The sequence below is a fragment of the Streptomyces sp. NPDC056580 genome, assembly GCF_042793175.1.
GTDB lineage: Bacteria > Actinomycetota > Actinomycetes > Streptomycetales > Streptomycetaceae > Streptomyces.
This window is the reverse complement of the sequence record NZ_JBHTVE010000009.1, coordinates 134165-156545: the sequence shown is the minus strand read 5'-3', so window position 1 is coordinate 156545 and position 22381 is coordinate 134165. Positions and strand designations below refer to the sequence as shown.

The following is a 22381-nucleotide window of genomic DNA, read 5'->3' as shown; positions in this document are numbered from 1 at the left end:
GTCCGTCTTCTTGGTCTCACTCACAGCTTCGGCGCAATCTCTTCGGTCCAGATCCGCTCACGGTCCTCGGCCGGGAGGTGGCAGGCGGACCAGTGCCCGGTGCTCACCTGTTCCAGCTCGGGGCGCACCGTGCGGGTGACGTTCCCCTTGGGGATGTCCGCGTACGGGCAGCGCGGGTGGAAGGCGCAGCCCGAGGGGACGTTGATGAGGCTCGGCGGCTGGCCCTTGACCGGGATGAGCCGTTCGGAGGTGTCGCGGTCGATGCGGGGCATCGAGCCGAGCAGGCCCCAGGTGTAGGGGTGCTGCGGCTTCTCGAAGACCTCGTCGGCCCGGCCGCGCTCGACGCACCGGCCGCCGTACATCACCAGGACGTCGTCGGCGATCTCGGCGACCACGCCGAGGTCGTGGGTGATCATGATGACCGCGGAGCCGAACTCCTTCTGCAGGTCACGGATCAGGTCGAGGATCTGCGCCTGGACGGTGACGTCGAGGGCGGTGGTCGGCTCGTCCGCGATGAGCAGCTCGGGGTTGTTGACCAGGGCCATGGCGATCATGGCGCGCTGGCGCATACCGCCGGAGAACTCGTGCGGGTAGCCGTCGACGCGCTTGGCCGGCTCGGGGATGCCGACCCGGTCCAGCATCTCGATGGCCCGCTTGCGGGCGACCTTCTTGCTGACGTCGTGGTGGACCCGGTAGGCCTCGACGATCTGGTCGCCGACCTTGTAGTACGGGTGCATCGCGGACAGCGGGTCCTGGAAGATCATCGCCATCTCGCGGCCGCGGAGCTTGCGCACCTCGTCCGGGGCGGCGGAGACCAGTTCCTTGCCGTCCAGCCAGATCTCGCCGGTCATCCGCACGTTCTTGCCGCGGGTGCCGAGCCGGTGCAGGCCCATGATGGCCTGCGAGGTGACCGACTTGCCGGAGCCGGACTCGCCGACGACGGCGAGGGTCCGGCCCTTCTCCAGCGAGAAGCTGAGCCCGTCGACGGACTTGACCAGGCCGTCGTCGGTCGGGAAGTGCACCTTGAGATCGCGGACCTCGAGGAACGCCTTGGGGGGCTGGGACGCGGTGGTGGGCTCGCCCACGGCGGCGCCGGTCTTGGAGAGTTCGGTCACGAGAGCCTCACCCGCGGGTCGGCGGCGGCGTAGAGCACGTCCACCAGGAGATTTGCGAAGACGACGAAGGCGGCGGCGAGCAGTGTCACGCCGAGGATCTTCGGCAGGTCGTTGTCGGTGATGCCCTGCACCGCGTACTGGCCGATGCCGGGCAGCGAGAACACCGACTCGGTGATCACGGCGCCGCCGAGCAGCAGGCCGATGTCCATGCCGAAGACCGTGATGATCGGGGTCAGTGCGGCGCGCAGTCCGTGCCGGGTGACGACGGTGCGCTCCCGCAGGCCCTTGGCGCGGGCCGTGCGGATGAAGTCCTCGTTCATCGTCTCCAGCATGCCCGAGCGGGTCAGCCGCGCGTAGATGGCGGAGTACAGCAGCGCGAGCGAACACCACGCCGGGAAGAGGGTGTTGGCCCACTGCGCCGGGTTCTCGGTGAGCGGGACGTAGGTCTTGCCGAAGATCGGCCACTGGTAGGTGAAGAGCAGGATCGCCAGGTTGCCCGTGAAGAACATGGGCAGCGAGACGCCGGTGAGCGCGATGCCCATGAAGGTGCGGTCGAGGAACGAGCGCGGCTTCAGGGCCGAGATGACACCGGCCACGACGCCCGAGACCAGCCACAGCGCGGCGGCGCCCACGGCCAGCGACAGGGTGATCGGAAGACGCGAGGTGAGCTCCGGCCACACCGCCTGGTGGTTCTTGAAGGAGTAACCGAAGCAGGGTGCGTCGCAGTGCACCGTGGTGGGGCCGAGGTCGTAGGTGGCGCCCGCCACGATCCCCTTGATGAAGTGCCAGTACTGGACGTAGACGGGCTGGTCCAGACCGAGGTTGTGCTTGACAGCGGCGATGTCCGCCTTCGACGGGCTCTTGCCGATGTACTGCTGCGCCAGCTGGTCCGCTGTCTGGCCGGCAAGCCGTGGCAGCAGGAAGAAGATGGCGAAGGTGACCGCGGAGACGACCAGCAGCAGGATCACTGCCGCGAACGTCCGGCGGAGGATGTACGAGATCACGGGGACCGGCGCTGGTGCCCGCGGGCCGCGAAGCCCGCGGGCACCAATGCCTTCACCTGCCTTCCGGGGCTGCTACTTCGACGCGACGCCGATGTTGAGGTAGTCGTACTGACCGCTGAAGGCCGCCGTGGAAACCAGGTTGGTGTAGTTCTGCGGGCGGGCCAGCAGGACCTTGAAGTAGGTCAGCGGGACCAGGACGGCGTCGTCCATGGTCTTCTTGTCGATCTGGGTGTAGAGGCTGTTGCGCTCAGTGTCGTCCTGGGTGCCGATCGCCTTGCCCAGCAGGGAGTTGACGTCCTTGCTGTCGTACTGCGACAGGTTGGTGTTACCGGACTGGCTGATCGCCTTGCCGTTCAGGATCTGCTGCAGGAAGCCGTAGCCGGAGGGCCAGTCGGCACCCCACTGCATCATGATCAGGCCGATGTTCTGCTTCTCGGTGAACTTCGGCACACCCGCGTAGTCGGTGAAGTACTTGCCGGACGGGTACTGCTTCAGGCTGGCGTTGATGCCGACCTTCTTCAGCGAGCTGATGATCGCCGTGGCGGCGTCGATCTCCTGCTGGCGGTCCGAGCGGGCCGAGATGGTGGTCGTGATCGACGACTTGCCGCAGGCCTTCAGCTGCTCCTTGGCCTTGGCCGCGTCGCCCTTGTTGCCGGAGGTCGCGTAGACGTCCGACTTCTGGTAGCCCGGGATGTCCGGGGGAAGCACGGTGGAGGCGATGTCGCCGCGGATCGGGCCGCCCTCGGCGGTCTGCACCGAGACCTTGTCGATCGCGTACTGGACGGCCTTGCGGCACTCGGGCTTGTCGAACGGCTTCACCTTGGTGTTGATCGCCATGTAGACGAGCCGGCCACCGTAGGTGTTGTCCGTGTTGGCCTTCTTCGCGGTGTCGGTGAGCACCTTGGCCTGGGTGGAGGCCTGGACACCGGCACCGGCGAGGTCGATCGCGTCACCGGCCAGGACGTCCTGGTCGATGGTCTCCGGGTTGACCTTCAGCTTGACGACGATCTTGTCCGGGAGCTGCTTGCGCAGCGGGTCGGTCTTCGGGTCCCAGTTCTCGTTGCGCACGAGCACGGCCTGCTTGCCGTCCTCGTAGCTCTGGAACTTGTACGAGCCCGACGACACGATGTGCTTGACGTAGTCGACGCCCTTGTCCTTGGACTGGGGCACCGGGGCCGTCTGCGGGGCGGCGACGAGGTAGTCGAACTCCTGGAACGCCTGGTTCAGGTGGAAGACGATGGTGGTGTCGTCCGGCGTCTCGATGGAGGACAGGCCCTTGCCGCTCTTGTCCTTGTACGGGCCCTTGTACTTGTCGCCCTTGGCCATGAACTGCTGGAAGTAGTTCGGGCCGAGGGAGAGCACGTCACGCGCGAAGTTCGAGCGCTCGACGGCGTACTTGACGTCCTTCGAGGTGATCGGCGAGCCGTCCTCGTACTTCAGGCCCGAACGCAGCTTGTACGTCCAGGTCTTGCCGCCGTCGCTCGGGACGCCCTTGCTCGCGGCGAGGTCCGGGACGAGGGTGTTGCCCTTCTCGCCGGCGCCGGGCTGGAACGTCATCAGCGGGCGGGCGTAGAGCCGGCTGAGGTTGTACATGTACGCGTAGTACGTGTTGCCGGGGTCGAAGGAGTCCGGCACGTCGGACAGCTCGTAGGTGACCGTGCCGCCCTTCTTGTCGGAAGCGTTGACCACACCCTTGGTCGCGGCGTTGGCCCCGGCGGACGAGCCGTTGTTGTCCTTGTTGTCATCGGCCTTGCTGCAGCCTGCAACGAGCAGGCTGGCGGAGCCGATGGCCGCGATAGCGGCCAGCGCTGACCTTCGCATGATGGGTGCTTTCCCCTCCATTGTCGGAAACTTTTCGTGCTCTCGAGTGGTGGCAGGCGTCAGCGGCTGCGCGGGTCGAGAGCGTCGCGGAGACCGTCGCCCAGCAGATTGAACGCCAGGACGGTCACGAAGATGGCGAGACCGGGCACGATCATGTACTGGGGATCGACCTGGTAGTAGGTGACCGCTTCGCGGAGCATGCCGCCCCAGGAGGCCTGCGGGGGCTGGATGCCGACACCGAGGAAGCTCAGGGACGCCTCGAAGAGGATGTTGGTCGGGATGAGCAGCGTCGAGTAGACGATGATCGGGCCGACCAGGTTGGGCATCAGCTCGCGGAACAGGATGTACGGGCCCTTGGCGCCCATGCCGCGGGAGGCGTCGACGAACTCGCGCTCCCGCAGGGCGAGGGTCTGGCCGCGCACGATCCGGCCCAGGTAGGGCCAGTTGAAGAAGCCGATGACGAAGATCAGCACGCTCAGGTGGAGCGGGAGCCCGTTGAGGCCGAACGCGCCGCCCTGCAGCGTGGCCGAGATCGCGATGGCGAACAGCAGGAGGGGGAAGGCGAGGAAGGTGTCCATCAGGCGGCTGATGATGTTGTCCACCCGGCCGCCGTAGTAACCCGCGATGACGCCCATGACGGCGCCGATCACGTTGGAGAGGATCGTGGCGCCGAAGGCGACCACCAGCGACACCCAGGAGCCCTCCAGGACACGGGTGGCGATGTCCCGGCCGAACTTCGGGTCCACACCGAGCGGGTGGTCCGCGCTCATGCCGCCCCAACTGCCCTTGGGCAGCGAGGTGTCGGGAGTGATCAGGTCCTGGTTGAAGGCGTTGGGGTCGAGGCCGAGCAGGGCCTGCAGGGGCCGGGAGAGGACGGCCAGGGCGATGAGCAGGACGACGATGACGGCGCCCGCCACCGCGACCTTGTCCTTCTTGAATCTCGACCACGCGATCTGCCCAAGGGAACGACCCTCGATCCGCCCCTTACCGGCACCCTCGAGCACAGCTTCCGGCTGTGCCTCGGCTGCCGCCCCGGTGGTCTCGATCGGTGCGGTCACAGTGACCCGACCCCTCTCGCCGGTGGTGACCGGCCTGCGCCTGCCGCGGTTTGCGGCTTTGTCGACTTGCATCGATCGTGAGGTTCGACCCCACGTCTGAATCGCGAGTCTTCAGCTTCTTTGCGATCACCCGCCAGAGCTGACGGGGAAAGTATGCGCAACCGTGATGCAGTCCAGGGGATTCCGTTATCCGATCAGTGGGTAACGGCCACCGGACGCGGGGCATTCCGGACAGAAAGCCGCTTCTGCTCGATTCGGACGAAACACCGCTCTTCTACGCGCGGAGAAGTCCGTCTCGCACACGAATCCTCCATCACTGTCCAAGTGGCGGACCGCCTCGAACGATTGCTCAGTAGCCCCCGTGGACCGGCGGGTAGCCGTACCCGGGAGCCGGCGGCTGCGGCTGGGGAGGGGCCGCGTGCGCCTCGCGGTCGTAGAACGGGCGGGCGTTGGCCCGCATCCACAGCACCACCGGGTCGTAGTCGTCGGTCATCGCGACCGTCGACACCGGCAGCCCCTCCGGGACCGCGCCGACGGACTGCTGCATCATCGCCCGCACCGAGTCGACGGCGGCGGGCGAGGTGTCGTACACGTCCAGTCCGATGGCGAGGTACGGCGCGCCGAGCGTGGGCTGCACCCAGGCGCGGCGCAGCGAGCGCAGGGCCGGGGTGCGGTGGGCGTTCTGCGTGAGCAGGGCGTAGAACTGCGCGACGTCGACCCCGGGTTCCGACAGCCGCAGGGGGCCGGCGGGCTGGCGGTCGAGGCCGGTGGCGATGCGGCGCAGATCCGGCCAGGGGACGCCGACTCCGCCGCCCGGGGCGTGCGGGTTGAGCCAGAGGCCGTAGTGGTCGGGATAGAGCGTGCGGGCCACGTCGAGCCCGTCGACCACCTCGTAGGAGCGGTTCCAGCCACTCGCCGAGAGTTCCTGCGCCGAGGTCACGCAGGGGGCGTAGCCGAGCCCGCCGACCTCCATGTTCCCGTACTGGGCGTCCGGGGAGCCGGCCTGGCCGTGCCACAGCAGCATCCAGATCTGGCCGGAGGAGGGGGTGGCGAGGGCGCGCAGCAGTGCCTCGTAGGCGTCGTAGCGGCCGGGGGTGACCTGGCGCAGCATGTGCTCGACGCTGCCGCTTGGGCTCGCGCTCACCTGTCTTTACCGCCCCTTCGGTTCTTGCCCCTTGTTCGGGGACAGCTTATGCGCCCCACGGCCCGGGGCCCCGTGTTCGTGCGCGGGTGCGGGTCGGTGGAGGCTGATCGCGCAGTTCCCCGCGCCCCTCGGGCCTGCTGTCCCCGAGCCGGCCGGTCAGTGGCCGTACTGGTAGAAGGGGCGGACGTTGGATTTGAGCCAGGTGGCCACCGGGTCGTCCGTGACGTCCAGGAGGACGAGGTTGACCTGCCACTTCACGGGGGCCCGCCCGAGGGCGCGGCCCAGGGCCTCGAGGGGCAGGGCCCGCAGGTCGCCCTCCCACTGGGAGAGTTCGACGCCCACGAACATCACCGGCTCCGCCGTCTCGACGACGGCGAGGCAGCGGCGCGCCGTGACGACCACACCGGTGCCGGCGAACTCGGCCGAGGCGGCGGAGAGGAAGTCGACCGGGTCCTCCTGCCAGTCCGGCTCGAAGAGGCGGACCCGGCCGCCGGTGGCGGGGCCGTCCAGCGGGCTGTGTCCGGTGCGGCAGAGTTCGGCCACCGCCTCGGGCGGGAGCGGCAGTCCGACCACCCCGTCGGGGTTGACGAGGACGCCGGCCTGCGGGGGCAGGCCGCGGGCGAACTCCACCGCCGGCGCGACGGTGTACGACATGTGGGGGCCGGCGGCCAGCCGGAGCTGCTCCTCGGAGCTGAACACCGGGACGTACACCTGGCCGTCGAGCTCCGTCGTGGGCAGGTCCAGCGGGCCGCTGTGCGGGCCGCCGCCGTTGGGCAGCGGGATCCACAGCAGGCTGCGGCCCAGCACCTCGGCGATCCGGCCGCCCGCGCCGGGTACGCCGAGGGAGGCCGAGAGCACCTCCTCCAGTTCGTTGCCGGGCCAACCGCCGTGCGGGTGGGGGTGCGTCTGTGCCGGGTAGTCCGCGGGAAGGTCCGCCGCCGAGAAGTCCATCTGCCTGCCGCCTGCTGGGAACCACTGCTGTGGTCCGAAAGGCTAGCGGGTGGCCGCGACGGTGCTCAGTCGGACCGGCCGGCGAAGCCGATGCGGCGCAGCACGTCCGCGGCGTCCCGGTCCAGCAGCACCGCCGAGCCGCAGCCGGCGGGCAGTTCGCCCCGCTCCACGGCGCGCAGCAGGCGGGCCGCCGTGCGGCGGTGACGGCGGAAGGCGTAGCGGGAGACCCCGCGGCCGCGCTCGCGCTGGCCCGTGCGGGCGGTCTCCGGGGTGACGTCGAGCAGGAGCAGGTGCAGGGTGCCGCCGCGGCGCCGGGCCGCGCGGGCCAGCCAGCCGCGCACCCAGGTCTGGGTGCCGCAGTCGTGCACGACGACGCCCTCGCCGGTGCCGAGGACGCGGCGCAGGCCCGCGTAGTGGGCGATCCGGACCAGGGGGCGGTAGAGCGCGTAGGGGAGGAAGCGGGGCACGCGGGCGTCCCAGCGGTCGCGGGTGTCCTGGGAGTCCACGCGGCGGCCGGGGACCGCGCGCTGCATCAGGGTGGACTTGCCGCTGCCGGGCAGCCCCGTGACCACCACCAGGTCGCGGGGGCCGAAGAGCAGGTCGTGCGGGCTGTGCCCGGCGCGCTCGCGCAGGTCGCGGACGACCGGGGCGGGACGCTCGGCGCAGCGCCCGCGCGCCGGCGCGGAGGGCTGCTTCGGCACCGCGAGACCGGCGGTGGCGGCGTAGGCCGTGGTCCTGTTCACCGTGATCGTCCTCCCCTGGTGGGCTTGGTGACCCCTTTGCCCAATTAATGTAAAGAGAAGGTAATGCGCCGGTCCAGCGGTTGGGTGCGCGTCCTGCCACAGCTCGGTTACAGATGCGGGCCCTGACGGTGCGGGGCGGGGCGTGCAATGATGTGCGCGCCAACTGCATACCGGCCGTTTGAATCCGCGCGGGAGAGTTCCCAGCCAGCTTTCGCTGGGACGCCGAAGGAGCAAGTCCCTCCCTTGAATCTCTCAGGCCCCGTTACCGCGCGGGCGAGGCACATCTGAAAAGCGGGCCGCTGCGACAGTGGCTCCACCCAAGGTGCAAGCCGTGACCACTCCTCGTGAGGATCATGGCGAACCTCTCAGGTTCCGATGACAGATGGGGAGGAACGTTCCTCGCCTGTCATACCTGCCCTGGGAGACGACCGACCGATGAGCAGTACCGAACCCACCGGGCCGCGCCGTACCGCGCTCGACGCCCTGCACCGCTCGCTCGGTGCGACGATGACCGACTTCGCCGGCTGGGACATGCCGCTGCGCTACGGATCCGAGCGCGACGAGCACGTCGCGGTGCGCACCCGGGCCGGTCTCTTCGACCTCTCCCACATGGGCGAGATCACCGTGACCGGGCCTCAGGCGGCCGCCCTGCTGAACCACGCCCTGGTCGGCAACATCGCCTCCGTGGGTGTCGGCCGCGCCCGCTACACCATGATCTGCCAGGCCGACGGCGGCATCCTGGACGACCTGATCGTCTACCGGCTGGCCGAGACCGAGTACATGGTCGTCGCCAACGCCTCCAACGCCCAGGTGGTGCTGGACGCGCTCACCGAGCGTGCCGCCGGCTTCGACGCCGAGGTGCGCGACGACCGGGACGCCTACGCGCTGATCGCGGTCCAGGGCCCCGAGTCCCCCGGCATCCTGAAGTCGCTGACCGACGCCGACCTGGACGGCCTGAAGTACTACGCGGGCCTGCCCGGCACCGTCGCCGGCGTGCCCGCCCTGATCGCGCGCACCGGCTACACCGGCGAGGACGGCTTCGAGCTGTTCGTGCGGCCGGAGCACGCCGTGGAGCTGTGGCAGGCGCTGACGGAGGCGGGCGAGGGCGCCGGCCTGGTGCCGTGCGGCCTGTCCTGCCGGGACACCCTGCGCCTGGAGGCGGGCATGCCGCTGTACGGCAACGAGCTGACCACCGCCCTGACGCCCTTCGACGCCGGGCTCGGCCGAGTGGTGAAGTTCGAGAAGGAGGGCGACTTCGTGGGCCGCGAGGCGCTGGCCGAGGCCGCCGACCGGGCCGGGCAGAACCCGCCGCGGGTGCTCGTCGGCCTGGTCGCCGAGGGCCGCCGGGTGCCGCGCGCCGGGTACCCCGTCGTCGCGGGCGGCGCGGTGATCGGCGAGGTCACCTCCGGCGCCCCCTCCCCCACCCTGGGCAGGCCGATCGCGATGGCGTACGTCGACGCGGCCTACGCGGCGCCGGGCACCGAGGGTGTCGGCGTGGACATCCGGGGCAGCCACGAGCCGTACGAGGTCGTGGCGCTGCCCTTCTACAAGCGCCAGAAGTAGACACTGGGCGCGGTCCGTCCACCGGACGTGACGCTGCGCACATTCCTGCTGCTCGGCAGCAGGACCAGCAGTCCCCCATTCATCAGCACTCCCGCGCGTACAGGAGAATTCAGGCCATGAGCAACCCCCAGCAGCTGCGCTACAGCAAGGAGCACGAGTGGCTGTCGGCCGCCGAGGACGGCGTCTCGACGGTCGGCATCACCGAGTTCGCGGCCAACGCGCTCGGCGATGTGGTCTACGCCCAGCTCCCCGAGGTCGGTTCCACGGTGTCCGCGGGCGAGACCTGCGGCGAGCTGGAGTCGACCAAGTCGGTCTCGGACCTGTACTCGCCGGTCACCGGTGAGATCACCGAGATCAACGAGGACGTCGTCAACGACCCGTCGCTGGTGAACTCCGCCCCCTTCGAGGGCGGCTGGCTGTTCAAGGTACGCGTCACCGAGGAGCCGGCCGACCTGCTCTCCGCCGACGAGTACACCGCCCAGAACGCCGGCTGAGGAGTCGTAGCCGTATGACTGTCCTGAACACGTCCCTGCACGAACTGGACCCGGAGATCGCCGCCGCGGTCGACGCCGAGCTGAACCGCCAGCAGTCGACGCTGGAGATGATCGCCTCGGAGAACTTCGCGCCGCTCGCGGTGATGGAGGCCCAGGGCTCGGTGCTGACCAACAAGTACGCGGAGGGCTACCCCGGCCGCCGCTACTACGGCGGCTGCGAGCACGTCGACGTCGCCGAGCAGATCGCCATCGACCGGGTCAAGGAGCTGTTCGGCGCCGAGTACGCCAACGTCCAGCCCCACTCCGGCGCCTCCGCGAACCAGGCGGCGCTGTTCGCCCTCGCCCAGCCCGGGGACACCATCCTCGGCCTGGACCTGGCGCACGGCGGCCACCTGACCCACGGGATGCGGCTGAACTTCTCCGGCAAGCAGTTCGACGTGGTCGCCTACCACGTGGACGAGGCGGGCCTGGTCGACATGGCGGAGGTCGAGCGGCTGGCCAAGGAGCACCGCCCGAAGGTGATCATCGCCGGCTGGTCGGCGTACCCGCGCCGGCTCGACTTCGCCGAGTTCCGCCGGATCGCCGACGAGGTCGAGGCGTACCTGTGGGTCGACATGGCGCACTTCGCCGGCCTGGTCGCGGCGGGTCTGCACCCGAACCCGGTCGAGTACGCGGACGTGGTCACCTCCACGACCCACAAGACCCTCGGCGGCCCGCGCGGCGGCATCATCCTGGCGAAGAAGGACTTCGCGAAGAAGCTGAACTCGTCCGTCTTCCCGGGCTTCCAGGGCGGTCCCCTGGAGCACGTGATCGCGGCCAAGGCGGTCTCCTTCAAGGTCGCAGCCTCGGAGGACTTCAAGGAGCGCCAGCGCCGTACGGTGGACGGCGCCCGCATCCTCGCCGAGCGGCTGACCGCCGCCGACGCCCGCGAGGCCGGGGTCAACGTGCTGTCCGGCGGTACGGACGTGCACCTGATCCTGGTCGACCTGCGCGAGTCCGAACTGGACGGGCAGCAGGCCGAGGACCGCCTCCACGAGGTCGGGATCACGGTCAACCGCAACGCCGTCCCGAACGACCCGCGTCCCCCGATGGTGACCTCGGGCCTGCGCATCGGCACGCCGGCCCTGGCGACCCGCGGCTTCACGGCCGAGGACTTCGCCGAGGTCGCGGACGTGATCGCCGAGACCCTGAAGGCGCCCTCCCCGTTCGAGGGGGCCGACGTGGAGTCGCTCAAGGCCCGGGTGAAGGCCCTGGCCGACAAGCACCCGCTGTACCCGGGTCTGAACAAGTAAGTCCGCGTTCCACCGGGCGCCGCGCACACTGGAACGTGTGCGCGGCGCCGCACCCCGCTTCACCCCGTATTGAGGAGTTTCCGTGGCCATCTCGGTCTTCGACCTGTTCTCGATCGGCATCGGCCCGTCCAGCTCCCACACGGTCGGCCCGATGCGCGCGGCGCGCATGTTCGCCCGCAGGCTGCGCAACGAGGACCTGCTGGACTCCGTCGCCGCGGTGCGCTGCGAGCTGTACGGCTCGCTCGGCGCCACCGGCCACGGTCACGGCACCCCGAAGGCGGTGCTGCTCGGTCTGGAGGGCGCCTCGCCGCGCACGGTGGACGTCGAGTCGGCCGACGAGCGGGTGGAGGCGATCAGGCGCTCGGGCCGGATCTCGCTGCTCGGTGAGCGCGAGATCGCCTTCTCCTTCGACGACGACCTGGTCCTGCACCGCCGCAAGGCGCTGCCGTACCACGCCAACGGCATGACGGTGTGGGCCTACGACGCCTCCGGCGGCGAGCTGCTCTCCAAGACGTACTACTCGGTCGGCGGCGGTTTCGTCGTGGACGAGGACGCGGTCGGCGCGGACCGCATCGTGCTGGACGACACGGTCCTGAAGTACCCGTTCCGCACCGGCGACGAGCTGCTGCGCCTGACCCGGGAGACAGGTCTGTCGATCTCCTCGCTGATGCTGGAGAACGAGCGCGCCTGGCGCACCGAGGAGGAGATCCGGGCGGGCCTGCTGGAGATCTGGCGGGTCATGCGCGAGTGCGTCCAGCGGGGCATGACCCGGGAGGGCATCCTGCCCGGCGGCCTCAAGGTGCGCCGCCGCGCGGCCGTCTCGGCCCGCCAGCTGCGCGCCGAGGGCGACCCGCTCGCGCACGCGATGGAGTGGATCACGCTCTACGCGATGGCCGTGAACGAGGAGAACGCGGCCGGCGGCCGGGTGGTCACCGCCCCGACCAACGGAGCGGCGGGCATCATCCCGGCGGTCCTGCACTACTACATCAACTTCGTGCCGGGCGCCGACGAGGACGGCGTGGTCCGCTTCCTGCTCGCCGCCGGCGCCATCGGCATGCTGTTCAAGGAGAACGCGTCCATCTCCGGCGCCGAGGTCGGCTGCCAGGGCGAGGTCGGCTCCGCCTGCTCCATGGCCGCCGGCGCCCTCGCCGAGGTGCTCGGCGGCAGCCCCGAGCAGGTGGAGAACGCGGCCGAGATCGGCATGGAGCACAATCTCGGCCTGACCTGCGATCCGGTGGGCGGCCTGGTCCAGATCCCGTGCATCGAGCGCAACGGCATGGCCGCGGTGAAGGCGGTCACCGCGGCGAAGATGGCGATGCGCGGCGACGGCTCGCACAAGGTGTCCCTGGACAAGGTCATCAAGACGATGAAGGACACCGGCGCGGACATGTCGGTGAAGTACAAGGAGACGGCCCGGGGCGGGCTGGCGGTGAACATCATCGAGTGCTAGGGAAATAGGCTCTGACCAGAGCGTTCGTGTCTTTCAGCGCTGTCAGGGCATGTGCCGGAGACTGCGATGGAACAGGTGAATAATAAAGAGACTTGTTAAACCACCTCTCCGCCTCCCGGTGAAGGTCCGATCCGTCCGGTCTCCGTTTCCCTCCACGAGAGGACCATCGCGGCCCTCAGGGCACGTACCGGCAAGCGCGGCATGTCCGCCTCTGTCGAAGCCCTCATCCAGCGTCAACTGGAGCGCGACCGGCTGCGCGAACTCATCGAGGACGCCGAAGCCGAACACGGCCCCGTGGCGAGCCGGCTCCTCGGCGCGGCGGGATTGCAGGGTCACGAGTACGCCCTGGGCGCGATCGTGGCAGCCACCGCGCTGGCCTCACCCGCCCCGGTCACCATCCTGACCTCGGATCCAGAGGATCTACGGGTCCTGTGCGGTTCCGGCATTCGCGTCATCAAGATCTGACATGCCCCCCGCCACAGCACCGCCCGGGGAGACCGGTGCCTGCCCGACGACGGACGCCCAGGAGTCGGTGCGGCTGACCGCGCCCGCGTAGATCCGGGTCCCGCCCAGCAGCCCCGCGCATGGCACGGAGACGCGGGGCGGGCGCAGGGAGGCCACCGTGTAGAGGGCGAGCATGCGGCCGAAGCTGCCCACCATGGGCCAGTTGCCGGCGCCGATGTAGACCGCCCAGGTGCCGAAAACCAGTCCGCAGACCGTGGCGGGGCCTGGTTGCGGAACGCCGGCGGCAGGCGGGCCAGGAGCACCAGGGCGTGGGCGGCCGCGTCGAGCGGGCGCTGTCCCTGCCGCGCGGCCTCCGCGCCCGGGGTCACGGCCACTGTGGTCAGCGCCACGGCGGACAGCGTGTCGCCGGCGAGGGGGCGGATCCGCATCGTCGCAGGGTGACGCCGGTTCCGCGGACGGGCGTCAGACTTCCGCGGTACCGCGTCGGTTGCAGCCGCGGGCGGGGTACGACGAGGGGTGGCGCGAGGGGGGGAGGCGGGCTGCGCGGAGCGCCCGCCTCCCCCGGTTCTCCCGGTGCCGGGCTCAGCCGGTCGTCAGGGTGACGTCGTCGACGACGAAGCTGGTCTGGAGACTGGCGTCCTCGGTGGCCGTGAATGTCAGTGTGATCTGCCGGCCGGTGTACTGGCCGAGGTCCAGGGTGCGTTCGGTGTACCCGGAGGCCGCGTGGGCGTTGGAGAACGTCTGCTTCGCGGTCCCGTCGACCTTGACCTGGAAGGTGTCGTACGCCGTCGGGCCGGACTCGGCGGTGTCGATGTGCAGCCAGTACCTCAGGGTCGCCCTGGCGCAGCCGGCCGGGATCGTCACGCTCTGGCCGACCGTGTCGGTGGCCGCGCGGCCGTAGCCCGCCAGCCAGGCGAACCGGGTGCCGGAGTGCGCGGACTGGCCGCTGAACGCGCCGATCGCGCCGGTGTCACCGGTCCACGGCGATGTCCCGCTCTCGAAGCCGCCGTTGGAGACCACCTGCGAGGCCGTGCAGCCGCCCGCGCCGGTGACGGTCAGGGTGTACGGCGCGGTGTGCGTGGTGGTTCCGGTGCCGGTGAGGGTCAGGTTGTACGTGCCCGGCGCCACGGAGGAGCCGACGGCGACCGTCGCCGTGGCGGAGCCGCCGGAGGTGACCGAGGCCGGGCTGAAGGAGACCGTCACACCGGCGGGGGCGCCCGAGGCCGACAGGCCGACCGTCTGCGCGGAGCCGCTGGTCGTGGTGGTGGAGACGGTGGTGGTGAGCGAGGCGCCCGGGGCGGTGCTGCCCGTGGCCGGGCTCGCCGAGAGCGAGAAGTCGTCGGCCGGGGCGGTGGCCGAGACCGCCTGCGACCACAGGGTGTAGGCGACGCCGTCGGCGCTGCGGTTCAGCCCGGTGGCGTTGATGTTGCCCGTGGTGTCGCAGGAGGAGTGGTAGCAGCCGTCGTAGGCGGCGTTCGCCGTGCCGCCCCACTTGGCCGCCTGCGCCGAGGTCTTGCGGGCGCCGGCGCCCATGGCGTAGCCGGAGGTGGGGATGCCGTAGTTCTCGAAGGAGTAGTCGTCGGAGCGGCCCGCGCCCTCGGTGTTCTCCTCGGGCTGCAGGTTCAGCGAGTCCCAGTACGCCTTCATCGGCGCGGCGGCTGCGGAGGTGATGTGGTTGATGAAGTAGCCGCCGTTGGGCGAGGCGACCATGTCGAAGTTGTAGTACGCCTTGATCGCCGAGCGCTGCGCGGAGGTCAGCGAACGGACGTAGAAGTCCGAGCCGTTGAGGCCCTGCTCCTCGTCCGTCCACCAGCCGAAGCGGACGCGTGCCGCCATCGACGGACGGGTCTCGGCGAGTTTCAGCGCGACCTCCAGCAGGGTGGCGCTGCCGGAGCCGTTGTCGTTGATGCCGGGGCCGGCGGAGACGCTGTCGAGGTGCGAACCGAACATGTACACCTTCGAGGCGTCGCCCTGCGGCCACTCGGCGATCAGGTTGGGTCCGGCGCCGCTGGTGCAGCCGGAGGCGCAGGCCTGCTCGGTGACGGTGTAACCGGCCGCCTGGAGCTTGCCCTTCACGTAGGCGACCGAGTCGCGGTAGCCCTGTGTGGTCGACCTGCGGTTGCCTCCGTTGCGGGTGGCTATGGCGTTCAGTTCGCCCAGGTGCGCCTGGACCTTGGTGACGTCGATGTCGGGCGCGGCCGCGGTGAGGGCGGCCGCGGTACGGGTGACCTCGGGGGCCGGCCGGGCGCTCGCGACAGGCGCCGCCAGGCCCAGTGCCGCGGCCAGGGTGAGGCCGGCCACGGACAGGCCGGCCGGGGAGATTCTTCGAAGCACCGTGTCTCCTTTGTGGGGTGGGAGGAAACGGGGGGCGGGGCGTGGTGGTGCCGCGCCTCCCGGCCGATGCGGGTGGGGTGGGGATCAGGGCGGGCGGTTCCGCGCCGCGCCCTGCTATGAGCATGCGCATGCCAAACACGGGTCAAGCCTCGCCGTGCGGAACCGGCCGGATCCGTGGGCCCGCGCCCGGCTCCCCGACGGCTCCCGGTGCGGGACGGATGGGGAGCGCACCGGTGGCCACCGGGGAGCCGGGTGGGCGGCGACGAGACTAACCGCCGTACGGTCCGTACGGTCCGTCCGCTCCTGTCCGATTCCGGCACGTCCGCTTCCGGCCAGTGCGGCCGCCGGACCCGTCCGCCCGGGTGTGACGTCCCTGGCCTCCGCAGGGGGGCGCCCGTATGGTGCGCGCATGCATTCGGCGCAGAACCCCGCCCACGGCGGGCCGCCGGCCGCCACCGGGGCGAGGGCGGCCTACCTGGCCATGATCGAGCGCATCACGGCGTCGGGAGCACGGGACTCCGCCGCCGAGCGGGAGGAACTGCGGCGGATGCCGCCCGAGCTGGCCCGGTGGCTGGCGGACCGGCGGCTCCTGGACCCCGACGGTGAACGCCTAGGCACTCCGGACCGGGCCCTGCGGCGCCTGGTCACGGAGCACGCACACCGGCTGCGGGAGACGGCCGAGCACGCCGGCCGGGACGCCGAGGCACTGGACGACCTGCTGTCCGTGCTGACGGCCCCGCGGTTCGACGCGCGGGAAGCGGTGGAGATCGAGTACTTCACGGACCGCGGGCACACCCGGAAGCGGCTGGAGGAACTGGACGCGCTCGGCCGGGAGGAGTTCCTGGCGATGCGCAACTCCTTCCCCGACGCGCGGGTCCTGGAGGCCAGCCTCGCCGCGGACCTGGACATGCTGGCGAACGGCGTCCGGATACGCATGCTGACGTCCCAGCAGGCCGTCCGCCCGCAGGCGCCGTCCCGCTACCTGAACGCGCTGACCGCAGCCGGGGCCGAGGTGCGGGTCGCTGTGACGGTGCCGCTGCACATGAACATCCTGGACCGGGCGATCGTCATCATCGGGGCGGGGCCCGGGCCGCAGGGCGAGGGCGGCGACGTCATCCTGCACAGCACACCCGTCGCGCAGTGCTTCTGCAAGGTCTTCACGCACGCCTGGGACCTCGCCCGGCCGCACACCGAGAGCCGGCCCGGACGCGGCCGCACCGGCTGCGCGCTGTCCGCGCAGGAGCGCGAGGTGCTGGCCCTGCTGGCCACCGGCGCCAAGGACGAGACCATAGCCCGCCGGCTGGCCTGCTCCGACCGCACCCTGCGCCGTCTGATGAACCAGATCATGGAGAAGCTCGGCACCTCCAGCCGCTTCGAGGCGGGAGTCACGGCGGCCCGGCTGGGTCTGGTGGACCGGTGATCCGGCACGGCGTGCGAGACCCACGGAAAACACCACGTTGCGGCCTCCAGGTCGCCGGCTGCGAGGGCGGCACCTGCCTGGACTCCTGCACCAGGTGGGCCGTCAGCGGGGGAGGACGACACCGCGGCCGGGGCCCAGCGGCACGGCGGACGGGCGGATCCATCGGGCCTGACGGGGCATATATCAGTCAACTCCTAATACCCCACCGCACTTCAGGGAGTCCCCCCATGCTGCACGGCATCGACGTGAGCGCCTACCAGTCATCGTCCTACGGCACGGACGGCCTCTCCTTCGTCTTCATCAAGGCGACGGAGGGGCGTTCGTACGTCAACCCCCGGCTCTCCGCGCAGGCCAAGCACGGCCGCGACGCGGGACTCGTCGTCGGCTACTACCACTTCCTGTGGCCGGGGCACATCACCGCCCAGGCCGAGTACTTCGTCCGGCACGCCCCGGAGAAGGCGGGCGAACTGCTCGCCGTCGACTGGGAGACCACCGGTGAGGGCACCCACGCGAGCAACGCGGAGAAGGACCTGTTCATCCGCACGGTGAAACAACTGCGCCCGCACAACAGGGTGCTGCTCTACACCAACCGGGACTACTGGCTGAACAAGGACCACACCTCGTACGCCGGCGACGGCCTGTGGATCGCCGACTACGTGAGCGCGGGGCACCCCCGCATCAAGGCCAAGTGGCGCTTCCACCAGTACACCAGTGAGCCCCACGACAAGGACGTGGCCGCCTTCGCCGACAAGGCCGCCCTGCGGAAGTGGGCCACGTCCTGACGCCCGCCCGCTCCGTGCGGCCGGGTCAGCCGCGGAAGGCCGCCGGCCGCTCCGGGGACGCCTTCGCGAGGGCCTCGCGGACCGCCTCGGCGCCCGCGCGCAGGCCGTACACCGGGGTGTCGGGCTGCTGGCGCCAGGAATCGTCGATTCCGCCCGCGTCGACCGTGTCGAAGCCGAGTTCGTCGATGAGGCCGCGGACGGTCCGCTTGGCGGCCTCGTCGTCACCGGCGACCGGCAGCGCCATCCGCCCGGGGTCTCCGGCCGGGCGGTGGCGGTCCAGGATGTCCTGGGCGTAGGTGCCGTTGAAAGCCTTGATCACGGGGTGCCCGAGGTGCCGTTCGGTCCAGCGGCTCTCGGTCAGGCCCTCGTCCTCGATCCCGGCGATCCGGCCGTCCCGCTCCCGCGGGTAGTAGTTGCCGGTGTCGATCACGGCCACGCCCTCGGCGGCCCCGGACAGCAGGCCGGCGGGGAGGTCGGGAACGGCCTTGAGCGGGACGGTGACCACGACGACCTGGGCGCCCCTGGCGGCCTGGGCCGCCCGTACCGCCTTCGCGCCGGTCTCCTCGGCGAGCGCCTTCAGGGTCTCCGGGCCCCGGGAGTTGGCCACGGACACGTCGTGCCCGAGTGCGGTGAGCCGCCTCGTCAGGTTGCCGCCGATGTTGCCCGCGCCGATGATGCCGATCTTCATGACAGACCTTCCAGTCCATGCATGTGCATGCTTCTGACGTGGGCGACAACCCCGGCCGGCGCCGGGCTATTCCGGCGCGTGCGCCGAACGGGTGCACGCGGGCACGGGCACCGCGGACCGCGTCACGCAGGGGGCGCCGTCCCGCCGCGGGCCGGCGCCCCCTCCGTACGCGTCACTTGCCCAGGTAGGCCCAGAACTCGTCGAACGACAGGACCTTGTCGCCGTTGAGGTCGCGGGTCCGGATGACGGCCTCCGCCACCGTGTCGGTGACGTTCCAGTCACCCCCCTGGGCGAGGGCCGACTTGAACTCCGCCGCGGTGATGAAACCGTCGCCGTCCGCGTCGATCCGCTGGAACTGCTTGCGTGCTTCCTCGATGTCCGCCACCGATCCGCCCCTTATGTTCGCGTTCTTCATGCCGTGCTGGCGTACTGACGCTGGTCAGATTAACGGCCTGTGTGCGCCTCCGGTTAACGGCCCGTGTCCGCCTCCGGTGCGGCGGCCACCGGGGCGGACCGCTCCTCGCGGGCGCTGGGGGTGGCCCGGGCGGCGCCGTCGTCGGCGCCGTCGTCTGTGGCGAGGCGCGCGGGGCCGGTGGCTCGCGCCTGCCCGCCGGCGGCGAGAAGTCCGGTGCCGTCGTCGATCACGTCTGCGAGTCTGGGTCTTCCATGCGGTGGAGAACCAGGGAGCGGTGGGTTGCGGAGCCTTCGGGACGTTCTGGACGCGGTGGCGGGCGGGGTCTTCCCGCCGGGTGACGGCCGCACGACGGTGGTGCCGCAGCACCGGGCGCGGGACGCGGGGGTGCTGGCCTTCACCGCGCACTCCGTCGTCTTCACGGACGAGGACCCGCGGTGGGTGCGCGAGACGCTGGACGCCGTGGACTGCGATCCGCTGTCCGCGGCGATGAACCCCGTCTTCCTGGCCGCCCTCCTGGCCCGGACCGGGCGCCGGGCCGAGACGATCGACGCGCTGCTGGTCGGCTCGCCCCTGCCCGGCAGGCCGGCGCTCACGGTGACCGAGATCGAGGACGCCGGCCACCCGCGCATCGCCTACGCCCGGCGCCGGCGCGACGAGGTACGGGCCTGGACGGCGGACGGCGGGGTGCTGGTCATGGGACGCGGGGTCGGCGGGCGGCTGGAGGTCAGCGTCGAGGTGGACGAGGGGGCACGGCACCGGGGTCTCGGCCGGGCGCTGGTGACGGCCGCCCGGCACCTGGCGGCGGAGCCGCTGTGGGCGCAGACGGCGCCGGGGAACGCCCGCAGCATGCGGGCGTTCCAGGCGGCCGGCTACCGCGTGGTGGGCGCGGAGGCACTGCTGCTGGCACCCTGAGGGGCTCCGGCTCAGCGGAAGACGCCGGTGTGGCCCAGGGAGTAGCGGCCCGGCTGGGGGTAGACGGCCAGTCCGTGCGGGCCGCTGCCGACCTTGATGCGGGCCAGTTCCCCGCCGGTGCGGGTGTCGATGGCGTACACCTCGGCGTTGTAGCGGCCGGAGAGCCACAGCACCTTGCCGTCGGCCGACACCCCGCCCATGTCGGGGCTGCCTCCGCCGGGCAGGTGCCACTTCTTGGTGAGTCGGTTCCGGGTGAAGTCGAAGACGGAGATGGAGCCCTCGCCGCGGTTGGAGACGTACATCTCGCGGGAGTCGCGGCTGACGTACAGGCCGTGCGCGCCCTTGCCGGTGGCGAGGAACTCCGGCTTGCCGAAGGTGTCGCCGTCCAGGACCCACATGCCGTTGGCCACCATGTCCGCGATGTAGAACCGCTTGCCGTCGGGCGAGACCTTCACGTCCTGCGGCATGGCGCCCTGCACTGCCAGCTTCTGCTCTCCGATGACCTCCATCTTCGCGGTGTCGACCTTGAGCAGTTCGCCGCTGAACTCGCAGGAGACGATGAAGTAGCGGCCGTCGATGGAGAAGTCGGCGTGGTTGACGCCGGCGCAGGCGACCGGGACGGACTTGGCCACCTTCATGGTGTGCGCGTCACGGAAGACCAACCGGCGGTCCTTGGAGGCCATGACGATCGCGTACTTGCCGTCGGGCGTGAAGTACAGGTTGTACGGGTCGTGCACGTCGACCGGCTCGCCCGCCTTGCCGGTGCGGGGGTCGATGGGGGTCAGGGAGTTGCCGAGGTCGTTGTTGACCCACAGCGTCCTCAGGTCCCAGGAGGGCACGACGTGCTGCGGCTGGCGGCCCACCCGGATGGTCTCGATGATCTTGTATGTCTTCGGGTCGATGACCGTGACCGTGTCGGAGTTGGTGTTGGGGACGTAGACCCGGGAGGGGAAGTCCGCGACCACCGGGGAGAGCCTGCCCGGGCGGTCGGCGGCGTAGATGTCGGTGGGGTCCTCCACCGGCGGCATCCCCGGCAGCACGTCCACCTGGGGCTTGCGCACCCGCGGCGGTACCGGGGCCTTGCTGGCGATGGCCTCGTTCTCGTGCTTCTGGGAGCAGCCGGACAGCAGGGTCAGGGCGGTGAGGGCGGCGCCGGCGGCCAGGAGGCGGGCGGCGTTCGTGGTTCGCATCAGCTCAGCAGCTCCGTGGTGGTGACCGCGCGCAGTCCGCAGCGGTCGAGTTCGTGGAGTACGGCGGGGAGGGCGGCGACCGTGTCCGGGTAGCCGAAGTGCAGGCTCACCACCGAGCCGGCGCGCACCTCGGCCGCGACCTTGCGGGTGATGGCGTCGGCGCCGGGCCGGGTGTAGTCGAGCGAGTCGACGTCGTAGGACAGCACGTGCGGATAGCCCGCGGCGCGTGCCAGTGCGGCGACCTGCGGGGAGGCGGTCGGGGAACGGGAGGGCCGGAACCAGGTGCCGATGGATCCGGTGAGCCGCTCAAGCCGGTCGGCGCAGTCGGTGATCTCCTTGCGGGCGTCGGCCGGTGACATGGCGTTGACGCTGACGTGCCGCTGGGTGTGGTTGCCCAGGTCGTGGCCGCCGTCGAGGATGCGCCGGGCCAGGTCCGGGTGCTGGTCCAGCCAGGTGCCGACGGCCAGCACGGTCAGCCGGGCGCCGCGCTGTTCGGCCGCGGTGAGCAGGGAGGTGGCGAGTTCGGGGTCGCCCTGTCCGTGGAATGTGAGGGCGACCAGGGGGCGGCCGCGCGGGCCGTGGGTGATCTGGGCGGGCTGTCCGGGATAGGGGCGGGGCGCGGGGGCGGTACGGGGGGTGGCCGCGTGGTGGCCGGGCGCGCGGGCGGGCGGGTCCGCCGAGGCGGTCTCGCTCGGTCCGGCCGGGGTGCCCGCGCAACCGGCGGCGAGCGCGCCCCCGGCGACGAACCCGGCGCCCGCACGCAGCATCTCGCGACGGTTGGTCGTGGTCACCCGCACCATTTAAGGGGGGAAGGGTAAGAAAACGCCCGATTGGCCCGATCGGAGGAGGATGTCGGGTCGCCCCGAGTCGGCGCCCGTCAGGGCGGCGGCGGTCTCAGCGAGCAGGCGGCGGCGGTCTCAGCGAGCGGTCTCGCGCTCGGCGACGCGCATCTCGAACCAGGTGGTCTTGCCGCGCGGCAGCAGGTCCACACCCCAGCGGTCGGCCAGTTTGTCCACCAGGAACAGTCCGCGGCCGCTGACGTCCATCTCCTGAACCGGCATCAGACAGGGCAGTCCGCGGGAGGGGTCGCGGACCTCCACCCGGATCCAGCCGCGTCGCCGGCGCATCCGCAGGCCGAAGACCCGGGCCCCGGTGTGCCGTACGGCGTTGCCCACGAGTTCGGAGACGAGCAGGACGGCGTCCTCGGTCATCTTGGGACTGAGTCCCCAGTGGCGCAGGACGACGACCTGGGCCAGCCGGCGCGCGGTGGCCGCGGACTCCGGGCGGGACGGCAGCGACACCTCCGCCTCCGTGGGATTGCCGAAAAGTTCGAGCGCCTTGAGCGCCCGTTCGTCCTCCACCGCGGGCGACCAGCGCGCCGCGGTCGCACGGCTGTGTCCCCGCGGCTGTCCGATGCCCTCCAGCCCCGCCATGCCCCCATGATGGCCGCCCGGGGCCGTCCCCGTGGGCGTTCCCGGGGAATACACCCCCGGCGCACCCCCGCGCCGCTCCGGCCCTCCGGCATATGCCGAAGGCATTA

General features: G+C 71.0%; 20 protein-coding genes, 2 pseudogenes and 1 riboswitch. Of the genes and pseudogenes, 8 read left to right on the top strand and 14 right to left on the bottom strand.

Translation table 11 applies throughout. From position 1 onward, the window contains the following. Positions 1 to 20: 20 nt before the first annotated feature. The 7 genes from ACFQ9Z_RS21450 to ACFQ9Z_RS21420 all read right to left on the bottom strand — a co-directional run bounded on the left by ACFQ9Z_RS21450 (position 21) and on the right by ACFQ9Z_RS21420 (position 7836). Positions 21 to 1115, bottom strand: coding sequence for an ABC transporter ATP-binding protein (locus ACFQ9Z_RS21450; RefSeq protein ID WP_383020514.1), 1095 nt, complete (start codon positions 1113 to 1115; stop codon positions 21 to 23). Further along, complete coding sequence (locus ACFQ9Z_RS21445; RefSeq protein WP_143635788.1) at positions 1112 to 2119, bottom strand: ABC transporter permease; 1008 nt, start codon at positions 2117 to 2119, stop codon at positions 1112 to 1114. Before ACFQ9Z_RS21445 ends, ACFQ9Z_RS21450 begins: the two co-directional genes overlap by 4 nt. Before the next feature lie 72 nt (positions 2120 to 2191). Further along, a complete protein-coding gene (locus ACFQ9Z_RS21440; protein ID WP_383020511.1) occupies positions 2192 to 3961 on the bottom strand; it encodes an ABC transporter substrate-binding protein in 1770 nt (589 codons plus the stop codon). Positions 3962 to 3999: 38 nt separating this feature from the next. Further along, positions 4000 to 4998: an ABC transporter permease gene (locus ACFQ9Z_RS21435; protein WP_383020508.1), complete on the bottom strand. Its 999-nt coding sequence runs from the start codon at positions 4996 to 4998 to the stop codon at positions 4000 to 4002. Positions 4999 to 5347: 349 nt separating this feature from the next. After that, positions 5348 to 6109, bottom strand: a complete 762-nt coding sequence (locus ACFQ9Z_RS21430; RefSeq protein WP_383021368.1) for an enhanced serine sensitivity protein SseB C-terminal domain-containing protein — start codon at positions 6107 to 6109, stop codon at positions 5348 to 5350. Positions 6110 to 6298: 189 nt separating this feature from the next. Then, entirely contained in the window at positions 6299 to 7093 is a 795-nt protein-coding gene (locus ACFQ9Z_RS21425) for an enhanced serine sensitivity protein SseB (protein ID WP_383020503.1), read from the bottom strand. Positions 7094 to 7158: 65 nt separating this feature from the next. Next, positions 7159 to 7836 carry an AAA family ATPase gene (locus tag ACFQ9Z_RS21420; RefSeq protein ID WP_383020500.1) on the bottom strand — a complete coding sequence of 226 codons (678 nt, stop codon included), beginning with the start codon at positions 7834 to 7836 and terminating at the stop codon, positions 7159 to 7161. A gap of 179 nt (positions 7837 to 8015) precedes the next feature. Further along, positions 8016 to 8114: riboswitch (glycine riboswitch) on the top strand. Between the two features lie 157 nt (positions 8115 to 8271). Between ACFQ9Z_RS21420 and gcvT the strand changes: the two genes are divergently transcribed. The 5 genes and pseudogenes from gcvT to ACFQ9Z_RS21395 all read left to right on the top strand — a co-directional run. Beyond that, a complete protein-coding gene (gene gcvT, locus ACFQ9Z_RS21415) occupies positions 8272 to 9399 on the top strand; it encodes a glycine cleavage system aminomethyltransferase GcvT (RefSeq protein WP_383020496.1) in 1128 nt (375 codons plus the stop codon). Between the two features lie 116 nt (positions 9400 to 9515). Next, positions 9516 to 9893 carry a glycine cleavage system protein GcvH gene (gcvH, locus tag ACFQ9Z_RS21410; RefSeq protein WP_143635774.1) on the top strand — a complete coding sequence of 126 codons (378 nt, stop codon included), beginning with the start codon at positions 9516 to 9518 and terminating at the stop codon, positions 9891 to 9893. Positions 9894 to 9907: 14 nt separating this feature from the next. Beyond that, positions 9908 to 11185, top strand: a complete 1278-nt coding sequence (gene glyA, locus ACFQ9Z_RS21405) for a serine hydroxymethyltransferase (RefSeq protein WP_383020491.1) — start codon at positions 9908 to 9910, stop codon at positions 11183 to 11185. A gap of 82 nt (positions 11186 to 11267) precedes the next feature. Next, positions 11268 to 12635, top strand: a complete 1368-nt coding sequence (locus ACFQ9Z_RS21400) for an L-serine ammonia-lyase (RefSeq protein ID WP_383020487.1) — start codon at positions 11268 to 11270, stop codon at positions 12633 to 12635. 297 nt (positions 12636 to 12932) lie between these two features. Next, positions 12933 to 13100 (top strand): annotated as a pseudogene (locus ACFQ9Z_RS21395) (DNA-binding protein); the annotation flags it as partial. A 582-nt stretch (positions 13101 to 13682) separates the two neighbouring features. On the opposite strand, the gene ACFQ9Z_RS21390 reads toward ACFQ9Z_RS21395, so the two are convergent. Next, on the bottom strand, positions 13683 to 15434 hold the full coding sequence (locus ACFQ9Z_RS21390) for a M28 family peptidase (protein ID WP_383020483.1): 1752 nt from the start codon (positions 15432 to 15434) through the stop codon (positions 13683 to 13685). A gap of 409 nt (positions 15435 to 15843) precedes the next feature. On the opposite strand from ACFQ9Z_RS21390, the gene ACFQ9Z_RS21385 reads away from it, so the two are divergent. Continuing rightward, positions 15844 to 16854, top strand: a complete 1011-nt coding sequence (locus tag ACFQ9Z_RS21385) for a LuxR C-terminal-related transcriptional regulator (protein WP_383020480.1) — start codon at positions 15844 to 15846, stop codon at positions 16852 to 16854. Positions 16855 to 17081: 227 nt separating this feature from the next. Then, positions 17082 to 17636, top strand: a complete 555-nt coding sequence (locus ACFQ9Z_RS21380; protein ID WP_383020475.1) for a GH25 family lysozyme — start codon at positions 17082 to 17084, stop codon at positions 17634 to 17636. Positions 17637 to 17661: 25 nt separating this feature from the next. Here ACFQ9Z_RS21380 and ACFQ9Z_RS21375 read toward each other — a convergent pair. The 3 genes and pseudogenes from ACFQ9Z_RS21375 to ACFQ9Z_RS21365 form a co-directional block, all read right to left on the bottom strand. Beyond that, positions 17662 to 18327: pseudogene (locus ACFQ9Z_RS21375) on the bottom strand (NADPH-dependent F420 reductase); the annotation flags it as partial. A 169-nt stretch (positions 18328 to 18496) separates the two neighbouring features. Beyond that, on the bottom strand, positions 18497 to 18709 hold the full coding sequence (locus ACFQ9Z_RS21370; protein WP_358935701.1) for an EF-hand domain-containing protein: 213 nt from the start codon (positions 18707 to 18709) through the stop codon (positions 18497 to 18499). 83 nt (positions 18710 to 18792) lie between these two features. After that, positions 18793 to 18969 carry a hypothetical protein gene (locus ACFQ9Z_RS21365; RefSeq protein WP_383020472.1) on the bottom strand — a complete coding sequence of 59 codons (177 nt, stop codon included), beginning with the start codon at positions 18967 to 18969 and terminating at the stop codon, positions 18793 to 18795. Between the two features lie 49 nt (positions 18970 to 19018). Between ACFQ9Z_RS21365 and ACFQ9Z_RS21360 the strand changes: the two genes are divergently transcribed. Then, positions 19019 to 19651 carry a GNAT family N-acetyltransferase gene (locus ACFQ9Z_RS21360; RefSeq protein WP_383020469.1) on the top strand — a complete coding sequence of 211 codons (633 nt, stop codon included), beginning with the start codon at positions 19019 to 19021 and terminating at the stop codon, positions 19649 to 19651. Between the two features lie 11 nt (positions 19652 to 19662). On the opposite strand, the gene ACFQ9Z_RS21355 is transcribed toward ACFQ9Z_RS21360, so the two are convergent. The 3 genes from ACFQ9Z_RS21355 to ACFQ9Z_RS21345 form a co-directional block, all read right to left on the bottom strand. Beyond that, complete coding sequence (locus ACFQ9Z_RS21355; RefSeq protein ID WP_383020466.1) at positions 19663 to 20841, bottom strand: beta-propeller fold lactonase family protein; 1179 nt, start codon at positions 20839 to 20841, stop codon at positions 19663 to 19665. Further along, the gene (locus ACFQ9Z_RS21350) at positions 20841 to 21632 is read right to left on the bottom strand and encodes a polysaccharide deacetylase family protein (protein ID WP_383020462.1); all 792 of its coding nucleotides are present in this window, start codon (positions 21630 to 21632) and stop codon (positions 20841 to 20843) included. Before ACFQ9Z_RS21350 ends, ACFQ9Z_RS21355 begins: the two co-directional genes overlap by 1 nt. Positions 21633 to 21758: 126 nt before the next feature. Then, positions 21759 to 22274 carry an ATP-binding protein gene (locus ACFQ9Z_RS21345; RefSeq protein WP_383020458.1) on the bottom strand — a complete coding sequence of 172 codons (516 nt, stop codon included), beginning with the start codon at positions 22272 to 22274 and terminating at the stop codon, positions 21759 to 21761. Between the last annotated feature and the right edge of the window lie 107 nt (positions 22275 to 22381).